Origin of the sequence: Nocardioides sp. SYSU D00065, from assembly GCF_017916425.1 — a bacterium.
In the GTDB taxonomy this organism is placed as follows: domain Bacteria; phylum Actinomycetota; class Actinomycetes; order Propionibacteriales; family Nocardioidaceae; genus Nocardioides.
In genome coordinates this window covers 778,194-795,159 of the sequence record NZ_JAFMSX010000001.1, presented here as the reverse complement: position 1 = coordinate 795,159, position 16,966 = coordinate 778,194, and the positions used below count along the sequence as shown (strand labels likewise).

Sequence of the window (16,966 nt, the reverse complement as noted above, 5' to 3'; positions counted from 1 at the left end):
GCCGCGCTTCGTGCGGGGCCCGCGCGGCCGTGCTGCCTGTCCATCAAGGTATGTAGGCGAGTGGTGCACTTCCCCAGGTGAACTCACCCGGGGAAGTGCCTGTTCGGCGACGTACCGTGATGAAGCCCCCAGGCGACGTCGCCCGCGACCACACGCTCGGGCCGGCGCGCGACGGCGGCCGGCCGGGGATCAGAACAGCAGGACGGCCGCGACCACGCCGGCCGCCACGACGGCCCAGCGGAACACCGCATCGGGCAGCTTGCGGCCGATGCGGGCCCCGACGTACCCGCCGACGAGCGAGCCGGCCGCGAGCACTCCCGCCACGTCCCACCGCGGGTCGGCGACCACGACGAACACCAGGCCGGCCACGACGTTGCCGACCATGAGCGCCAGCGTCTTGAGGCCGTTGACCACCCGCAGCTCGAGGTCGGTGCCGAGCCCGAGCACCGCCACCATCATCACGCCCGCACCGGCCCCGAAGTAGCCGCCGTAGACGCCGGTGAGCGTCGCGAAGCCAGTGGTCGCCGGCGACATGTGCCGCCGCTCGGCGCGCTGCGCGCCGTGCTGCTCCTCGTGCCGGGCGCGCAGCCAGGCGGAGATGCGTGGCTGCGCCCCGACGAGGAGGCAGGTGAACAGGATGAGGAACGGCACGACCGCCTCGAAGACGCCCGCCGGCAGTCCCAGCAGCAGCGCGGCACCCGCGAGCGCGCCGACCGCGCACACGGCCACGATGACCCGTGCGACGCGACCGGCCTCGCGGACCTCGCGGCGGTAGCCGACGACGCCGCCGAGGCCGGCGGGGATGAGGCCGAGGGTGTTCGAGACGTTCGCGACCACCGGTGGCAGACCGAGCCCGACCAGGACCGGGAAGCTCAGCAGGGAGGCGACCCCAACCGTGGAGGACAGCACGCCGGCGCCGAGGCCGGTGGCCAGCACCAGCAGCGCCTCGGTCGCCGTCACGGCTGCTCGCGCAGGAGGGCCACGTCGCTGACCATGGTGACGTGGGCGTGCATCGCGGCCGCGGCGGCTTCGGGGTCGCCGGCGCGGATCGCCTCGGCGACGGCCCGATGGCCGGCGAGCGAGTCCTGTGGCCGGCCGGGCTGGCCCAGCGACTCGAGGCGGGTCTCGCGGATGAGGTCGGCGATCTCGTCCATCAGCCGGGCCAGCAGCAGCGAGTGCGAGGCCGCGGTGACGGCGCCGTGGAAGCGCTCGTCGCCCTCGACGCCCCGCCCCCCGGCCTCGATGTCGGCCTGCATGAAGGCCAGTGCATCGTCGATGCGGGCGAGGTCGTCGTCGGTGCGGCGGGTCGCGGCAAGGGCGGCGATCTTCGTCTCGAGGGCGTCGCGGGTGTCGATGATCTCCGGCAGCCGGTCGGCGTGGTCGCGGATGGCCTCGACGATGCGGGTCGCGGTCTGGTGGCGGGCGGTGACGACCGTGCCGTCCCCGTGGCGTACCTCGACGACCCCGACGACCTCGAGGGCGACCAGCGCCTGGCTGAGCGTGGCCCGGCTGACGCCGAGGCGTTGCGCGAGCTCGCGCTCGGGCGGCAGCCGGTCCCCGGCCGCGAGCCCGTTGTCGCCGATCCAGGCGGAGATCTGCCCGGCCACCTGCTCGTAGAGCCGGGTGCGCAGCAGTCTCGGAGGGAAGGACTCGGACATGCGACCACCCTATTGACGTTCGGCTCATTGTCCTATTGGCTAGGCCACTGAGCCAGCACCGTGACCGAGGTCACCCCCGACCCGCGGGCGGCTCGAATCCGGAGGTTGCACATGGGTGCGGAGTGGGTCGCGATCATCGCACTGGTCGCCTTGTTCGTCGTCGGCACGGTGCTGCCGATCAACATGGGAGCGCTGGCCTACGTCGCCGCGTGGTTCGTGGGGATGTACGCCCTCGACCTCGACGAGAAGGAGATCCTCGCCGGCGTCAGCGGCGACCTCATCCTCACCCTGATCGGCGTCACGTACCTGTTCGCGATCGCGCGCAACAACGGCACGGTCGACCTCATCGTGCGTACGGCGGTGCGCGCCGTCGGCGGCCGGGTGGCGCTCATCCCGTGGGTGATGTTCGCGGTCACCGCCGTCCTGACGGGCATCGGCGCCGTCAGCCCAGCGGCGTGCGCGATCATCGGCCCGATCGCCCTGGGCTTCGCGGGCCGTTACGGCATCAGCCCGCTGATGATGGGCATGTTCGTCGTCCACGGCGCCCAGGCCGGTGGCTTCTCGCCGATCAGCATCTACGGCGTCATCACCAACTCGGTGATGGAGGACGCGGGGCTGCCCTCGAGCGAGATCACGGTGTTCCTCGCCAGCCTGGTCGTCAACACGGTGATGGCCGCCATCTTGTTCGTGGCGCTCGGCGGCCGCCGGCTGATGACGATGCGGATCGACCCGAGCGACGACGACACCCTCTCCGAGGACCTGCACCGCGGCGGTGCCACCGTCTCGGCGCGCGGCATGGGCGCCAGCGCTCCCACCGGCACCCAGGCCCAGGGCGTCCGGCGCGACCAGGTGCTGACCCTGCTCGCCTTCATCGGCGTCGCCGTCGTCGCGCTCGCCTTCGAGAAGAACATCGGCTTCGTGGCGATCACCGCCGCCGTCATCCTGGCGATGCTGGCCCCCAACGAGCACAAGGATGCCGTCAAGCAGATCGCGTGGCCCACGGTCCTGCTGGTTGCCGGCGTCAGCACCTACGCCACCATCCTCACCACCGCCGGGTCGCCGCAGTTCGTCGGCACCTGGGCCGCCGGCCTCGGTGCGGCCGCGATCGGCGCGCTCGTGCTCTGCTACGTCGGCGGCGTGGTCTCCGCCTTCGCCTCGTCGACGGCGCTGCTGCCGGTCATCATCCCGATCGCCGTGCCGCTCATCCAGGACGGCGGCATCAACGCGGCCATGTTCGTGGCGGCCCTGGCAGTGGCCTCGACCATCGTGGACGTCAGCCCGTTCTCCACCAACGGAGCCCTGATGCTCGCCAACAAGCCGGACACGATCGAGGAGCCGGTCTACTACAAGCAGATCCTCACCTACGCCGTGATCGTGACCCTCGTCGGCCCGCTGCTCGTGTGGGCAGCCCTCGTCCTCCCTGGATGGTGACCGCCATGACCGGACCCCTCTCCGACCTCCTCGTCGTCGATCTCACCCGGGCCCTGGCCGGGCCGCACGCCACCCAGATGCTGGGCGACCTCGGCGCTCGCGTCATCAAGGTGGAGGCGCCCGGCAGCGGCGACGACACCCGCGGCTGGGGTCCGCCGTTCGTCGGCGAGCCCGACGCCCGGCAGTCGACGTACTTCCTGTGCACCAACCGCAACAAGGAGTCCATCGCCCTCGACCTCAAGGACGACGTCGATCGGGACGTCCTCCTCGGCCTCGTCGAGCGCGCCGACGTGCTGGTGGAGAACTTCCGCACCGGCGTGCTCGAGCGGCTCGGACTGGGCATCGAGGAGCTGATGCGCCGCAACCCGCGGCTCGTCGTCCTCTCCATCACCGGCTTCGGCCACGACGGCCCGGAGGGCGGGCGCGCCGGCTACGACCAGATCGCGCAGGGCGAGGCGGGCCTGATGTCGCTGACGGGCTCCGGACCCGACGACCCGCAGCGCGTCGGCGTACCCATCGCGGACCTGCTGTCGGGGATGTACGGCGCGTACGGCGTGCTCGCCGCGCTGCACGAGCGGGCCACCACCGGCAAGGGCGCCGTCGTGCGCACGTCGCTGCTGGCCTCGGTGGTCGGGGTGCACGCGTTCCAGGGCACCCGCTGGACCGTCGCGGGCGAGGTCGGCCGCGCGCAGGGCAACCACCACCCCTCCATCGCGCCCTACGGGCTGTTCCACTGCCGCGACGGCGCCGTGCAGATCGCGCTCGGCAGCGAGGGGCTGTGGAAGCGGTTCTGCGAGGGCTTCGGGCTCGACCCCGACGCCGACGGGCTCGCCACCAACGGCGAGCGCGTCGCCAACCGGGAGCGGGTGATCGAGGTGGTGGAGCAGGCCTTCGCCGACTGGGACGCCGAGCCGCTGCTGGCCCGGCTGGCTGAGGTCGGCGTGCCCGCCGGCAAGGTGCGCACCCTCGACGAGGTCTACGAGTGGGACCAGGTCGCCAGCCAGGGTCTGCTCGTCGACGTCGAGCACGCCAGCCTCGGGCGGCTCACGCTGCCCGGCCCACCGCTGCGGTTCTTCGACGCCGAGGGGACCGAGGTCACCCGACGCGACCACGTCGCGCCGCCGCTGCTCGACCAGCACGCCGACGAGATCCGCACGTGGATCGGCGGGGGCGGCTCGTGACGCGTCGCTGGACCGCGCACGAGCTGCTCGACCTCGTCCTCGACGAGGGCACCTTCACGTCCTGGGACACCCCGGTGGACCTCTCCGGGGTCGACGACGACTACCGCGCCGTGCTGACGGCCGCCGCCGAGAAGGCCGGCACCGACGAGTCCGTGCTGACCGGGCGCGGGGAGGTGCGCGGGCGACCGGTGGCCGTGGTGGTCAACGAGTTCCGCTTCCTCGCCGGGTCGATCGGCCGGGCCGCCGCCGACCGGATCACCGCCGCCGTGCGGCGCGCGACCGCGGAGGGCCTGCCGCTGCTGGCCAGCACGGCCTCGGGTGGCACCCGGATGCAGGAGGGCACGCCCGCCTTCGTCCGGATGGTCGAGATCTCGCGGGCCCTGATGGACCACCGCGCCGCGGGCCTGCCGTACCTCGTCCACCTGCGCCACCCCACCACCGGCGGCGTGTACGCCTCATGGGGCTCGCTGGGCCACGTCACGGTCGCGGAGCCGGGTGCGCTGGTGGGCTTCCTCGGCCCGAAGGTCTACGAAGGCCTGCACGGCCGACCGTTCCGGCCCGGCGTCCAGGTCGCGGAGAACCTCGCGGCCGCCGGGGTCATCGACGGCGTCGTCGCCGCCGAGGACCTGCCCGCGATGGTCGACCTCGCCCTGGCCGTGCTCGTCGACCCCGCCGGGCCGGGCCGCCTGCCCGCGCGTGAGCCGCGGCCGATCGGCGACCACGCCGCCTGGGACAGCGTGGGACGCACCCGCCGTACGGACCGGGCGGGGGTGCGCGACCTGCTGGCCCACGGCGCGACCGGGACCCTGCAACTGCGCGGCACCGACGAGGGCGAGCGGGACTCCACCGTGCTGGTCGCGCTGACCCGCCTCGACGACCAGCCCTGCGTCGTGATCGGCCAGGACCGCTCGCGCCAGACTCCCGGCCACGCCATGGGTCCGGGCGCGCTGCGGGAGGCGCGCCGGGGCATGCGGCTCGCCGACGAGCTCGGGTTGCCGCTGGTCACCGTCATCGACACCCCCGGCGCCGAGCTGTCCCCCGCGGCGGAGGAACGCGCGATCGCCGGCGAGATCGCGCGGTGCATCGCCACGCTGACGACGATGACCGTCCCGACCGTGTCGGTGATCCTCGGCCAGGGGTGCGGGGGAGGGGCGCTGGCCTTCCTCCCGGCCCGCACCGTCATCGCCACCGAGCACGCCTGGCTCTCCCCGCTCCCGCCGGAGGGCGCCAGCATCATCGTCCACGGCGACATCGACCACGCGGCCGAGATGGCGGAGCGTCAGCGCGTGCGTGCCACCGACCTGCTCGCCGACGGGACCGTGCAGCACGTGGTGCCCGAGGTCGAGGGGGAGTCCGCGCGCGACCTCGCCCTCGCGGTCGCCGCCGAGATCGGGGCCCGGCTGCGGGACTTCTGACCGGTCGCTTCGGCCCGGGCGGGTTGAGCCGGGGCGGTGGCTGAGCCGGGGCGGTGGCTGAGCCACATTCCGGACGGCCGGCATGTGGCTGACGCACCGCCGCGGGCCCCGGCGGTGGCTTAGCCCGCCGCTTGGGCCACGGCGGTGGCTGAGCCACATTTCGTACGGCGGAGATGTGGCTGACGCACCGCCAACAACCCGAGCGGTGCCCCAGCCACATCTCGTACGCCGGAAGTGTGGCTCACGCACCGCTGGTGCGCCCGGGACAGCGGTTCAGCGCACCACCAACAACCCGAGCGGTGCCCCAGCCACATCCCGTAGGCCGGGAATGTGGCTCACGCACCGCCCACCCGCCCGCCCACAGCGGTCAGCTGGCCTTCTTCGCCGCCGTCTTGCGGGCGGGCGCCTTCTTGGCAGTCGACTTCTTGGCGGCGGACTTCTTCGCAGCCGTCTTCTTGGCCGGGGCCTTCTTGGCGGCCGACTTCTTGGCGGCCGACTTCCGCGCCGGCTTCGCGCCCGAGTCCGAGTCGGCGTCGGCGTCGGTGTCGGAGTTGTCCGAGGAGTCCTCCTCGCCGCGCGCCGACTTGGCCGCCGCGACCGACTTCTGCAGCGCGGCGAGCAGGTCGACGACCTCGCCGGAGGTCTTGGTGGACGTCTCGGTGCGCTTGACCTCGCCGCCCTCGATCTTCGACTTCACCAGCGCCTCCACGGCCTCGGCGTAGTCATCCTCGAACTCGGTCGCGTCGAAGTCGCCGGCCAGTGTCTCCACCAGCATGTGCGCCATCTTGACCTCTTGCGGCTTGGCGTCGTCGACCTCGACCTTGAAGTCGGGCACGCGCACCTCGTCGGGCCACATCATCGTCTGCAGCACGATGACCTCGCCCGCCTCGGTCTCGCGCACGCGCAGCACCGCGATGGTGGTGCGCTGGCGCAGCGCGACCGTCACCACCGCCATCCGGTCGGCGTCCTTGAGCGCCTGGCGCAGCAGCGCGTAGGGCTTGGCCCCCTGCCCCTCCGGCTCGAGGTAGTAGGACTTCTCGAACAGCAGCGGGTCGATCTGCTCGCGCGGCACGAACTTCTCCACCGCGATCTCGCGCGACGACGTCGACGGCAGCGCGGCCATGTCGTCGTCGGTGAGGATGACCATCTCGCCGTCCTCGGTCTCGTAGCCCTTGGCGATGTCGGCGTACGCCACCTCCTCGCCGTCCAGCGAGCACACCCGCTGGTACTTGATGCGGCCGCCGTCCTTGGCGTGCACCTGGCGGAACGACACGTCGTGGCTCTCGGTGGCGGCGTACAGCTTGACCGGCACGCTCACCAGGCCGAAGGAGACCGCGCCCTTCCAGATCGCTCGCATGGGCCGACGATAGCCGTCGGCGCGGACCCCCGTCTCCCCTCGGAGGGTGCCGACCCGCAGGCGGGCCGGATGCCACACTGACCCCGTGCGCCCCATGCTCGCCACCAAGGCCGACCGTGTCCCCGCCGGCGAGCAGTGGCTCCACGAGGTCAAGTGGGACGGCGTGCGCGTCCTGGTCGACGTCCGCGACGCGGTGGCCAGGATGACCAGCCGCAACGACAACAACGTCACGCCGGCGTGGCCCGACCTCAGCGTCCCTCCGCTCGGCGAGCGCGACCTGCTGGTCGACGGCGAGGTGATCGCCCTCAACGAGCGCGGGATCCCGGACTTCCGCGTGCTGCAGCACCGCATGCACGTGCGCAACGCCGCCGACGCCGCCCGCCTCGTCAGGAGCGTGCCGGCGACGCTGATGGTCTTCGACCTGCTGCGCCTCGACGGGGAGGACCTCACCGACCGCCCGCTGGAGGAGCGCCGGGCGCTGCTCGAGGGGCTGCCGCTCGCCGACTCCAAGTGGCAGGTCCCGGCGGCGTACGACGACGGCGACATGCTGTTCACCGCCACGCTCCAGCAGGGGCTCGAGGGGGTGGTGAGCAAGCGCCGCGGCTCGCGCTACCGCTTCGACACGCGCAGCGACGACTGGCGCAAGCTCGCCCACCGCCACCGCGGGTCGTTCGTGGTCGGCGGCTGGCGCCCGCAGGTCGGTACGACGGACCGGCTCGCGTCGCTGCTCGTCGGCGAGCCGACACCCGAGGGCCTGATGTACCGCGGCCGGGTCGGCAGCGGCATCGCGGGCGCGACGGGCGTCCGGCTGGCCGCGCTGCTCGAGCCGTACGCCGCGGCCGCCTCGCCGTTCGCCGACGAGGTGCCGCGGGTGGACGCGGCCGGCACGTTCTGGGTCGAGCCGCGGGTGGTGGTCGACATCGACACCCACGGGCTGGGCTACGACCGCCTGCGCCAGCCGTCGTTCCAGGGCGTGCGCGACGACCTCTTCCCGGAGGACCTCCGATGAGCCCGACCGGCGAGGTGCAGGTCGACGTCGAGGGCCGCACCCTGACCATCAGCAACCTCGACAAGGTGCTCTACCCGCGCACCGGCACCACCAAGGGCGAGGTGCTCAACTACTACGCGCAGGTCTCCCCGGTGCTGCTGCCGCACCTCGCCGACCGCGCGGTGACCCGGATCCGCTGGCCGCACGGAGTCGAGGGATCGAGCTTCTTCGAGAAGAACGCGCCAGCCGGCACCCCGTCGTGGGTGCGTACCGCCGAGGTGCCGACCACCGGGTCGCGCACCGGCAAGGGCGACGGCACGCTGCGGTTCCCCGTCTGCGACGACCTCGCCACGCTGACGTGGCTGGCCAACCTGGCCGCCCTCGAGCTGCACGTCCACCAGTGGACCGTCGACGCCGACGGTACGCCGCGCAACCCGGACCGACTCGTGATCGACCTCGACCCGGGGGAGCCGGCAGGCCTGCACGAGTGCGCCCGGGTGGCGGTGATGGTCCGCGACGCGCTGGCCGAGCGCGACCTCGGCTGCACGCCGGTCACCAGCGGGAGCAAGGGCCTGCACCTCTACGCCCCGCTCCCCGGCGACCTGGACAGCGACGGCACCACGGCGCTCGCCAAGGAGGTCGCCGAGGCGCTGCAGAAGGAGCACCCGGACCTGGTGACCGCCACCATGACGAAGGCGAAGCGGCCGGGCAAGGTGTTCTTGGACTGGTCGCAGAACTCCGGCTCCAAGACCACCGTCTCGCCGTACTCCCTGCGCGGCCGGGAACGGCCGACCGCCGCGACCCCGCTGACGTGGGAGGAGGTCGAGGAGGGTGCCGAGGACGAGCTGGCGCTGGGGCAGTTCTCGATGGAGCAGGTGCTGGCGCGGGTCAACGAGCTGGGCGACGTGTTCGAGGCCTGACCGGCTCGTCGGCGTACGCCCGGTCGTGCCCGGAAGTGCCCGTCCAGGTCCGAAAGATTTACCCCGCGTGACCGCATCGAGGATCTGGCGTGGATCGGGGGATCGCATGCTTTTCCCATGTCCCGCCTCCTGCTGATCCCCATCGCGGCGCTCCTCGCCGCCGGTGGAGTGGCCGTCGGACCCGGGGAGGAGGCCCCCGCCCCGCCCGCCCAGACCGTCGTCACGCCCGCGGCGGACTCGGACGTTCGCGCCACGAACCGCTGACCCTGCCTCTATGCTCGACGCCATGGTGCACGACGTGCTGGTGGTCGAGGACGAGGAAGACATCGCCCTCCCCCTGATGCGTACCCTCGAACGCGAGGGCTACGAGGTCAGCCGGGTCTCGGGCGGAGCCGAGGCGGTGTCCTTCGTGATCGACAACGCGCCGGCGGTGGTGATCCTCGACCTCGGGCTCCCCGACATGGACGGCATCGACGCGTGCCGGCAGATGCGCGCGGGCGGCTTCGTGGGCGGCATCATCATGGTCACCGCCCGCGCCGGCGAGCTCGACCGGGTGGTCGGCCTCGACGTCGGCGCCGACGACTACCTCGCCAAGCCCTTCGGCCTCGCCGAGCTCCTCGCGCGGGTGCGCGCCCTGCTGCGCCGCAGCGCGCTGGTCGCCGAGGACGACTCCACCGTCACGACCGCGTCGGGGCTCACCATCGACGCGGCCTCGCGCCGGGTCCACCTCGGCGAGCGCGAGATCGCGCTGACCGCCAAGGAGTTCGACGTGCTCGCGGTCCTCGCCTCCCACCACGACAAGGTCGTGCCGCGCGAGACGCTGATGAGCCAGGTGTGGGACCAGAACTGGTACGGCTCGACCAAGACGCTCGACGTCACGATCGGCCGGCTGCGCAACAAGCTCGAGGCCGCCGAGGCCGGCGAGAAGGTCGTCGCGATCCGCGGAGTGGGCTTCCGGTTGGAAACCGGCACCTGAGGTGCGCGAGCGGCTCACCATCGCGTTCGTGGGCCTGGCTCTGGCACTGGTGACGTTCGTCGGGGCGGTGCGGGGGATGACCCTCACCGAGTCGGCTCGCAACAGCGAGCTCAGCACGCTCGGCGAGCACGCCGCGCACGTCGCCCGCGGGTTCGAGCGGAGGTACGCCGAGGGCCTGCGCGTCTCCGAGGCGGACCTCGCCGACGTCACGAACGCCGACATGCGGCTCACCGTCTCTCGTCCGGGCGAGCCCGCTCTGACGTCGTGGGGGGACCGGTTCCGCCCCGAGGCACTCGGGGACCCGTTGAAGGTCACCCGGGTCTCGGGGGACACGACCGTGACCGCGGTGCGCAGCGACCGCCAGGTCCGCGCGATCGCGTGGGGCCGCGGCCGCGAGGCGATCCTCATCCTCCTCGCCTCGGTGGTCCTCGCGGCGCTGCTCGCCTGGGTCATGGCCCGGTGGCTGTCGCGGCCGTTTATGGAGCTCGCCGCGAGCGCCGAGGCGCTGGGCCGGGGACGGTTCGACCTGCGGCTGCCCTACTCGCGCATCCCGGAGGTCGCCGCGGTGAGCGCCGCGCTGCGCTCGAGCGCCCACAACCTCGAGCGCCAGTTCGAGCGCAACCGCGACTCGGTCATGGACACCTCCCACGCGCTGCGCACCCCGCTCACGGGCCTGCGGCTCGAGCTGGAGGAGGTGATGCTGCGCCAGGACCTCGACGAGGACGTACGCCACAGCCTCGCGCGCTGCCTGCAGGACACCCAGCGGCTCCAGGACACCATCGCCGAGCTGGTGGAGGCCGAGCGGCGGCGCTGCGTCATGGGCGGTCGGACGGTGGACGTCGGCGAGCTCGCGGAGCTCACGCGCCAGCGCTGGCGACTGGGGCTCCCCTCGGGTCGCGACGTGCAGGTTCTCGTGCTCGACGGCGCCGGACTCTCGCTGACCCTCGGCCCGGTCGAGCAGCTCCTCGACGCGGTGCTGGCCGATGTCCGCACCAGCACCACGGGGCGGGTGCGGCTGACACTGGCGGGGGAGGAGAGCCTCGTGCGCATCGGCGTACGCACCGAGGGCGCCACCGCGCCGACCGGTACCGGCCCGACCGCGGTCCGACCCGGCGAGGCGATCGCGCAGTTCCTCGGCGGTCACTGGCGCGGCGACGTCGCCGGCGACGGCCTGGAGATCCTGCTCCCGCGTCGCTGAGGCCGCGCCCGGCTCAGACGCTCACCGTCCGCCGCGGCCCGGGGACGTCGGGGTCGGCGTCGCCCGCGGCGTGACGGTCGGCGTCGGCGCCCGCGTCAGCCTCGGTGTCGGAGTCGTCGGCGTCCTCGGTGCTGGCCCGCCCCAGCAGCACCGCGCTCTCGCGGCGCACGAGGTGGAGCCCCGTCCACAGCAGCATCGCGGCGATCGCGCACACGCACGGGAAGAAGACGACGTAGTCCAGCGCCGTCCCCAGCGGGGGCGCGTCCGGCATCACGTTGCGCAGGGTGGGGAACGCCAGCAACGTCGCGGACAGCCAGATGACGTTGGAGAACTCCAGCGTCCGCTGCACCAGCGCGCTCCCGATGGTGACCACGGCGATGAGCGTGGTGAGCAGGATGACCAGCAGGTAGAACATGATGAGGGTGACCGTGAGCGTGTCGCGGTGGCCGTCGATCTGCACGGGGTAGACCATCTTGGCGCCCTCGGTCCTCGGCTCGTCCATGGTCGCGGACATCACCCAGGGGCGCGAGGAGCTCTCCACGTCCAGCGCGATGGGCACGGCCGCGCCGGTGCGGTCGTCCTGGGCGCTGACCGAGAAGTCGACGAACGGCCGGTCGAAGGGGTACGCCACGTCGCCGCGGTCGAGCGCCAGCTCGACCGCCGTCGGGTCGATGATGGACTTGCTCGGGTAGCTGATGACGGAGGTGGCCGCCCCGCCGCTGGCCACCTCGATGCGCAGGCCGCGGCTCATCTCGCCGGTCTTGCGCCCGACGAGGTCGCCGTGCGGCGCCGGAAGGATGGTCGCGCGCAGCACGCGGTTCGCGACGTCGACCTCCTGCAGCTTGAGGTGCAGGGTCACCAGGTCGGAGCCGGTCGGCGCGGCGGCCTTGTCCAGATCGACCTGCGTCGAGGTGCCGAGCGACCCGGTCGCCACCAGGACGGCGTAGTAGACCGCGAGCAGCGCCACGCACGCCGCGAGGATGCGGGCGGCTGGGTTGCGCCGGGGCTTGGCGGGGTCGGGGGTGGAGCGTCGGGACACGGGGGACTCCTGGTCAGTTGATACGTCGGCGTTCGCTGACATGTGCGGCGAGGGCGAACATCAGCAGGGCGAGCAGCGGCACGAATTGCGCGGCGTACGTCGCCCCGGAGCGTGCCTCGGCCGTGCCGGGCACGCCCGGGTCCACGGCCAGGGTGGACGTCACGCCGTCACGGCGACCGTCCGCAGAGGTCACGGACAGCTGCTGGCGAGCGAGGGCGGGCGCCGCGTCGGCGTCCGGGGTCAGGACGACGCGCAGGCCACCCACCTCGCCGGCAGCCAGGTCGAGCGTGCAGCGGAACTCGAGGGTCCGTACGACGCAGTCGCCGCCCGGAGCGAGCCGTACGTCGCGGTAGCGCAGCCCCGGCGTGAGCGAGCCGCGAACCACGATCTCGCCGGCCTCGCGCGCCGGGCCGATGGACCCGGTCAGGGTGGCCGCCTGGCCTCGGACGAGCGGGGCGGGCGGGACCCGGACGTCGATCGACAGCGGCCCCTGGTCCGGTCGAGCGCGGGTGCCCGAGGACTCGTCGGGCACTGCCCTGCCGCCGTCGCCCGCGTCGTCGCCGTCCCGGTCTCGGTCGCCAGCGCTATCGCCGCTGCCGTCGGCGTCGCCGTCGGTGGGCTGCGGCCCGGCGGTCGCCGTCGGTGGCGCGGGGCTGGGCTGCGTCGGTACGACCGCGGTCGGGCTCGGGGTCGGCTGCGTGGGGGTCGGCTGGGTCGGCGTGGGTTGGGCCGGCGTGGGCGGCGTCGGGGTGGGCGTCGCCGTCGTCGTCGGCTGCGGCGTGGCGGGCGGGGGAGCCGGGGTCTCCTGAGGCGCGGGCCGCACGATGGTGAGCACGACCCTGGTGGAGCGGCGGGACTCCATACCGGACACGCGCTGGGTGGCGCTCAGGAGGTGACGGCCCCAGGCGAGCCGGGCGGTCAGCGTGCAGGTCCACCGGCCGTTACGGTCCGCGGTCGCGGTGCAGACGCGGCGGTCGCGGTCGTGGACCACGACCTTCGCGCCGGGAACGGCGTCACGCCCCGAGACGGTCGGGGTCCGGTCGTGGCTGCGGGAGTCGTCGCGGGGGACGGTGATGACCGGTGGCTCGGGTCGCTCCTCGGGCTCCGGCTCCGGCTGCGGCTCGGGCGCCGGCTCCGGCGGCTGCGGCTCCGCGGACACCACCTCGAACGTGACCGTGGCCGGGGGCGAGACCTCGTCGGCGGGACCCACCTGCACGGCCGACAGCGTCACGGTCCCGAGGGGGAGGTCGGCGGAGGGCTGGCAGCTCCACGTCCCGTCGGGCTGCACCGGCTTCGCCGGGCACACCTCCGCCCCGTCCAGGGTGACGGCCACCTTCAGCGTCGGGTCGCCCGTGCCGCTGACCGTCGGCCGGCGCTCGGTGATCACCTCGCCGGCAGCGGGGGTGAGGATGGTGGGCGCAGGCGCCGCCGCGACGGCGGCCCACGAGGTCAGGGCGCCCAGCCCGCACCCGGCGAGCAGCAGGATCAGCACCGCGGCAACGCCCCGACCGCGCCCGACGAGCTTCCCGAGTGACCTCACCGGGCAATCGTCCATGACTCGCGCGCCGCGCGCGGGGTTTTGCCGGACTAGACCGGCTTGACGGGCAATCGGGCGGTGCGCGGCGTCGTCCGCACCCTCTGCGGTGGATTCTCCACAGGCTGGCCGCGACCCCTGTTTGCGTCCGGTCAGCGTGGGTAGCGTGACTTCGCAGAACTTCTCGGGACGGGGTACCACCATGACGCTGACGCGTCCGGACGCAGCCGACCACGTGGTCGAAGCCCTCGACGCGCGCGTCCGGGAGCGCGTGCGGCGCGAGGGCGTCGACCCGCAGCGCGAGGCGCTCGTCGTACGCCGCATCGCCGAGGACGTCGTGCGCGACCACGACGAGCTGAGCCTGACCGGCAAGGTCGCGCCGATCGCCGACGGCGGCGCGATGGTCGGCGAGCTGGTCGCGCGCGTGTCCGGCTTCGGCCCGCTGCAGCCGTTCCTCGACGACCCCGAGGTCGAGGAGGTGTGGATCAACGACCCGAGCCGGGTGTTCATCGCGCGTCGCGGCCGGCACGAGCTCACCAACCTCCGCCTCGACGCCGCCCAGGTCGCCGAGCTCGTCGAGCGGATGCTCAAGTCCAGCGGGCGCCGGCTCGACATCAGCACGCCGTTCGTCGACGCGATGCTGCCCGAGGGCCACCGCCTCCACGTCGTGCTGGAGGGCATCACCCGCGGCTTCACGGCCGTCAACATCCGCAAGTTCCTGCTGCGCGCCCACCGGCTCTCTGACCTCGTGGCGCTGGGCAGCCTGACACCGCAAGCCGCGAGGTTCCTCGAGTCGTCCGTGCGCGCCGGCCTCAACATCCTGGTCGCGGGCGGCACCCAGGCCGGCAAGACCACGATGCTCAACTGCCTCGCCGCCGCCGTGCCTGGTGGTGAGCGCGTGGTGAGCGTGGAGGAGGTCTTCGAGCTCCGGTTCAGCCACCCCGACTGGGTGGCGATGCAGACCCGCCAGGCAGGCCTGGAGCAGACCGGCGAGATCGTGCTGCGCGACCTGGTCAAGGAGGCGTTGCGGATGCGGCCGAGCCGCATCCTGGTCGGCGAGGTCCGGGCGGCTGAGTGCCTCGACCTGCTCCTGGCGCTCAACTCCGGGCTACCGGGGATGTGCACCCTCCACGCCAACAGCGCGCGTGAGGCGCTGGTGAAGATGTGCACCCTGCCGCTCCTGGCGGGCGACAACATCTCCGCTCGCTTCGTGGTGCCCACCGTGGCGACGTCCGTCGATCTCGTCGTGCACCTCGGTGTGGGCGCCGACGGCGTACGCCGCGTCAACGAGATCGTCTCGGTGCCCGGACGCGTGGAGGCCGACGTGATCGAGGTCGAGCCGATGTTCGTGCGTCACGGGTCCGAGCTGCGCCGCACCGGGGGCGTGCCGGCGCAGCTCGAACGCTACGAGCGGGTCGGTATCGACATCCACCAGGTGCTCGCCACCGGCGGGGGCGAGGACTGATGGGCGCGCTGATCGGTCTGGGCGTGGGCATCGGGCTGCTGCTCATCTGGTCCGCGTTCGCACTGCCCCGCCGACCGCGCGGTCGGACCGCCGGGACCACGGCGCTGAGCCGGCTGCTCGGTCGAGCGGGCCTCAGCGACGTCACCCCCGCGGGGGTCGTCGCGCTGTGCGCCGTGCTGTTCGCGGTGGCGCTCGCCCTGGTGCAAGCCGTGTCCAGGACGATGCCGGTTGCGGTCGTCTTCGCGGCCATGGCGGCCTACCTGCCGATCGCGGTGCTGCGCCAGCGAGCAGCCCGCCGGTTGCGGGAGTTCGCGGAGGTGTGGCCGGAGGCGGTCGACAACCTCGCCAGCGCCGTACGCGCCGGCTTGTCCCTTCCCGACGCAGTGGCTGCCCTCGGCACCAGCGGGCCGGAGGCGCTCCGCGAGGACTTCGCGCGGTTCGCGCTGGACTACCAGGTGACCGGCCGGTTCGGGGAGTGCCTCGACCGGCTCAAGGAGCGCCTCGCCGATCCCGTCGGCGACCGCGTGATCGAGGGGCTGCGGCTGGCGCGCGAGGTCGGCGGTGGCGACCTGGGCCGTCTGCTGCGCAACCTCTCGGGCTTCCTCCGCGACGACGCGCGCACCCGCTCCGAGCTCGAGTCGCGGCAGGCGTGGACCGTCAACGGCGCCCGGCTCGCGGTGTCGGCGCCGTGGATCGTGCTCCTGCTGATGTCCTTCCAGACCACCGCGATCCGCCACTACGCATCGCCTGGCGGCGTGATCGTGCTCGGCATCGGCTTCGGCGCGTGCGTGCTGGCCTACACGGCGATGATGCGCATCGGGCGGCTGCCCGTCGAGAAGCGGATCCTGTCGTGAGCGCCCTGCTGTGGGGCGGTCTGCTCGGCGGGCTGACCGGCACCGGTCTGGTCCTGGTCGCGACCCGGATCAGCGTGCTGCGCCGGCCGCAGCTGTCCGTGCGGGTGCTGCCTTACCTGCGTGACGTCCCCGCCCGTGAGCAGGGCCCGGCGTCGCGTTCCGTTTCCTCCACGCCCGCGTCCGCCGCCGTCGGCATCTTCGGTCCGGTCCTGTCGTCGGCCGCGGACGTCGTCGAGAGGGTCCTAGGCGGCAGCTCGTCCGTACGCCGGCGGCTGCAGCGTGCGGGCCTGGACCGCACGGTGCAGGACTTCCGCATCGAGCAGGTCGTCTGGGGGCTGGTGGGGTTCGGAGCTGCCGCTGCGGTCACGCTACTGCGCGCCCTGGGCGGGGTGGGCAGCCCTGCGTCCGCCGTGATCTTCTGCGTGCTCGGCTTCGTCTGTGGCGTCTTCCTGCGCGACAACCGGCTGAGCACCCAGGTGAAGAACCGGGAGCGCCAGGTGCTGATCGAGTTCCCGACGATCGCCGAGCTGCTGGCGCTCTCCGTCGCCGCTGGAGAGAGTCCCGTCTCGGCGCTCGACCGCGTGGTGCGCCGCAGTCACGGCGCCCTTTCGGAGGACCTGGCCGGCGTGCTCGCCCGCATCCGCACCGGCGAGCCCGTCGGGACCGCCTTCGAGTCACTCGCCCGCGCCACCGGACTGCCGATCGTGGCCCGGTTCGCCACCGGCATCACCGTCGCCATGGAGCGCGGCACGCCGCTGGCCGACGTCCTGCACGCGCAGGCTGCCGACGTGCGCGAGGCGGGCCGCCGGCTCCTCATCGAGACCGCGGCGCGCAAGGAGATCGCGATGATGGCGCCGGTCGTGTTCTTCGTGCTGCCGGTGACGATCCTCTTTGCCTTCTACCCCGGCGTGCTCGGCCTGCGCCTCAGCACGCCCTGACGTCCGCCCGCG

Annotated in this window: 16 protein-coding genes; 11 read left to right on the top strand and 5 right to left on the bottom strand. The window is 73.1% G+C overall.

Translation table 11 applies throughout. The features are described 5' to 3' along the window. Positions 1-189 precede the first annotated feature (189 nt). Both J3P41_RS03930 and J3P41_RS03925 read right to left on the bottom strand, forming a co-directional pair. A complete protein-coding gene (locus J3P41_RS03930; protein WP_210648910.1) occupies positions 190-960 on the bottom strand; it encodes a sulfite exporter TauE/SafE family protein in 771 nt (256 codons plus the stop codon). Further along, a complete protein-coding gene (locus J3P41_RS03925) occupies positions 957-1,658 on the bottom strand; it encodes a FadR/GntR family transcriptional regulator (RefSeq protein ID WP_210648909.1) in 702 nt (233 codons plus the stop codon). The genes J3P41_RS03930 and J3P41_RS03925 overlap by 4 nt, the downstream gene beginning before the upstream one ends. Positions 1,659-1,769: 111 nt before the next feature. Between J3P41_RS03925 and J3P41_RS03920 the strand changes: the two genes are divergently transcribed. The 3 genes from J3P41_RS03920 to J3P41_RS03910 are packed head-to-tail and all read left to right on the top strand — an operon-like array spanning position 1,770 to position 5,685. Continuing rightward, positions 1,770-3,089: an SLC13 family permease gene (locus tag J3P41_RS03920; RefSeq protein WP_210648908.1), complete on the top strand. Its 1,320-nt coding sequence runs from the start codon at positions 1,770-1,772 to the stop codon at positions 3,087-3,089. A gap of 5 nt (positions 3,090-3,094) precedes the next feature. Then, a complete protein-coding gene (locus J3P41_RS03915; protein WP_210648907.1) occupies positions 3,095-4,270 on the top strand; it encodes a CaiB/BaiF CoA-transferase family protein in 1,176 nt (391 codons plus the stop codon). Next, positions 4,267-5,685: a carboxyl transferase domain-containing protein gene (locus tag J3P41_RS03910; RefSeq protein WP_210648906.1), complete on the top strand. Its 1,419-nt coding sequence runs from the start codon at positions 4,267-4,269 to the stop codon at positions 5,683-5,685. Before J3P41_RS03915 ends, J3P41_RS03910 begins: the two co-directional genes overlap by 4 nt. Positions 5,686-6,052: 367 nt before the next feature. On the opposite strand, the gene J3P41_RS03905 is transcribed toward J3P41_RS03910, so the two are convergent. Beyond that, a complete protein-coding gene (locus J3P41_RS03905) occupies positions 6,053-7,042 on the bottom strand; it encodes a Ku protein (protein ID WP_210648905.1) in 990 nt (329 codons plus the stop codon). Positions 7,043-7,136: 94 nt separating this feature from the next. Between J3P41_RS03905 and ligD (J3P41_RS03900) the strand changes: the two genes are divergently transcribed. The 5 genes from ligD (J3P41_RS03900) (at position 7,137) to J3P41_RS03880 (ending at position 11,124) form a co-directional block, all read left to right on the top strand. Then, positions 7,137-8,051 carry a non-homologous end-joining DNA ligase gene (gene ligD / locus J3P41_RS03900; RefSeq protein WP_210649729.1) on the top strand — a complete coding sequence of 305 codons (915 nt, stop codon included), beginning with the start codon at positions 7,137-7,139 and terminating at the stop codon, positions 8,049-8,051. Further along, positions 8,048-8,950, top strand: coding sequence for a non-homologous end-joining DNA ligase (gene ligD / locus J3P41_RS03895; RefSeq protein ID WP_210648904.1), 903 nt, complete (start codon positions 8,048-8,050; stop codon positions 8,948-8,950). The genes ligD (J3P41_RS03900) and ligD (J3P41_RS03895) overlap by 4 nt, the downstream gene beginning before the upstream one ends. Positions 8,951-9,067: 117 nt before the next feature. Further along, on the top strand, positions 9,068-9,214 hold the full coding sequence (locus J3P41_RS03890; protein WP_210648903.1) for a hypothetical protein: 147 nt from the start codon (positions 9,068-9,070) through the stop codon (positions 9,212-9,214). A 10-nt stretch (positions 9,215-9,224) separates the two neighbouring features. Continuing rightward, positions 9,225-9,926, top strand: coding sequence for a response regulator transcription factor (locus tag J3P41_RS03885; protein ID WP_246861444.1), 702 nt, complete (start codon positions 9,225-9,227; stop codon positions 9,924-9,926). 28 nt (positions 9,927-9,954) lie between these two features. Next, on the top strand, positions 9,955-11,124 hold the full coding sequence (locus J3P41_RS03880) for a histidine kinase dimerization/phospho-acceptor domain-containing protein (RefSeq protein ID WP_210648902.1): 1,170 nt from the start codon (positions 9,955-9,957) through the stop codon (positions 11,122-11,124). Positions 11,125-11,137: 13 nt separating this feature from the next. On the opposite strand, the gene J3P41_RS03875 is transcribed toward J3P41_RS03880, so the two are convergent. After that, positions 11,138-12,163 carry a DUF4436 family protein gene (locus J3P41_RS03875; protein ID WP_210648901.1) on the bottom strand — a complete coding sequence of 342 codons (1,026 nt, stop codon included), beginning with the start codon at positions 12,161-12,163 and terminating at the stop codon, positions 11,138-11,140. Between the two features lie 13 nt (positions 12,164-12,176). After that, positions 12,177-13,703 carry a hypothetical protein gene (locus tag J3P41_RS03870; RefSeq protein WP_210648900.1) on the bottom strand — a complete coding sequence of 509 codons (1,527 nt, stop codon included), beginning with the start codon at positions 13,701-13,703 and terminating at the stop codon, positions 12,177-12,179. Positions 13,704-13,863: 160 nt separating this feature from the next. Between J3P41_RS03870 and J3P41_RS03865 the strand changes: the two genes are divergently transcribed. Genes J3P41_RS03865 through J3P41_RS03855 form a run of 3 tightly spaced genes read left to right on the top strand, consistent with a single transcriptional unit; the run spans position 13,864 to position 16,954 of the window. After that, positions 13,864-15,162, top strand: coding sequence for an ATPase, T2SS/T4P/T4SS family (locus J3P41_RS03865; RefSeq protein ID WP_307861812.1), 1,299 nt, complete (start codon positions 13,864-13,866; stop codon positions 15,160-15,162). Further along, positions 15,162-16,016, top strand: a complete 855-nt coding sequence (locus J3P41_RS03860; RefSeq protein ID WP_210648899.1) for a type II secretion system F family protein — start codon at positions 15,162-15,164, stop codon at positions 16,014-16,016. Before J3P41_RS03865 ends, J3P41_RS03860 begins: the two co-directional genes overlap by 1 nt. Continuing rightward, positions 16,013-16,954 (top strand): type II secretion system F family protein, encoded by a 942-nt coding sequence (locus J3P41_RS03855; RefSeq protein ID WP_210648898.1) that lies wholly within the window; start codon positions 16,013-16,015, stop codon positions 16,952-16,954. Before J3P41_RS03860 ends, J3P41_RS03855 begins: the two co-directional genes overlap by 4 nt. The last annotated feature ends 12 nt before the right edge of the window (positions 16,955-16,966 follow it).

What these genes read in the sequence shown, in the direction of transcription:
- J3P41_RS03925 (WP_210648909.1), bottom strand. Translation starts at nt 1,658, where the DNA reads ATGTCCGAGTCCTTCCCTCCGAGACTGCTGCGCACCCGGCTCTACGAG.
- J3P41_RS03920 (WP_210648908.1), top strand. Translation starts at nt 1,770, where the DNA reads ATGGGTGCGGAGTGGGTCGCGATCATCGCACTGGTCGCCTTGTTCGTC.
- J3P41_RS03915 (WP_210648907.1), top strand. Translation starts at nt 3,095, where the DNA reads ATGACCGGACCCCTCTCCGACCTCCTCGTCGTCGATCTCACCCGGGCC.
- J3P41_RS03905 (WP_210648905.1), bottom strand. Translation starts at nt 7,042, where the DNA reads ATGCGAGCGATCTGGAAGGGCGCGGTCTCCTTCGGCCTGGTGAGCGTG.
- ligD (WP_210649729.1), top strand. Translation starts at nt 7,137, where the DNA reads ATGCTCGCCACCAAGGCCGACCGTGTCCCCGCCGGCGAGCAGTGGCTC.
- ligD (WP_210648904.1), top strand. Translation starts at nt 8,048, where the DNA reads ATGAGCCCGACCGGCGAGGTGCAGGTCGACGTCGAGGGCCGCACCCTG.
- J3P41_RS03890 (WP_210648903.1), top strand. Translation starts at nt 9,068, where the DNA reads ATGTCCCGCCTCCTGCTGATCCCCATCGCGGCGCTCCTCGCCGCCGGT.
- J3P41_RS03885 (WP_246861444.1), top strand. Translation starts at nt 9,225, where the DNA reads ATGCTCGACGCCATGGTGCACGACGTGCTGGTGGTCGAGGACGAGGAA.
- J3P41_RS03860 (WP_210648899.1), top strand. Translation starts at nt 15,162, where the DNA reads ATGGGCGCGCTGATCGGTCTGGGCGTGGGCATCGGGCTGCTGCTCATC.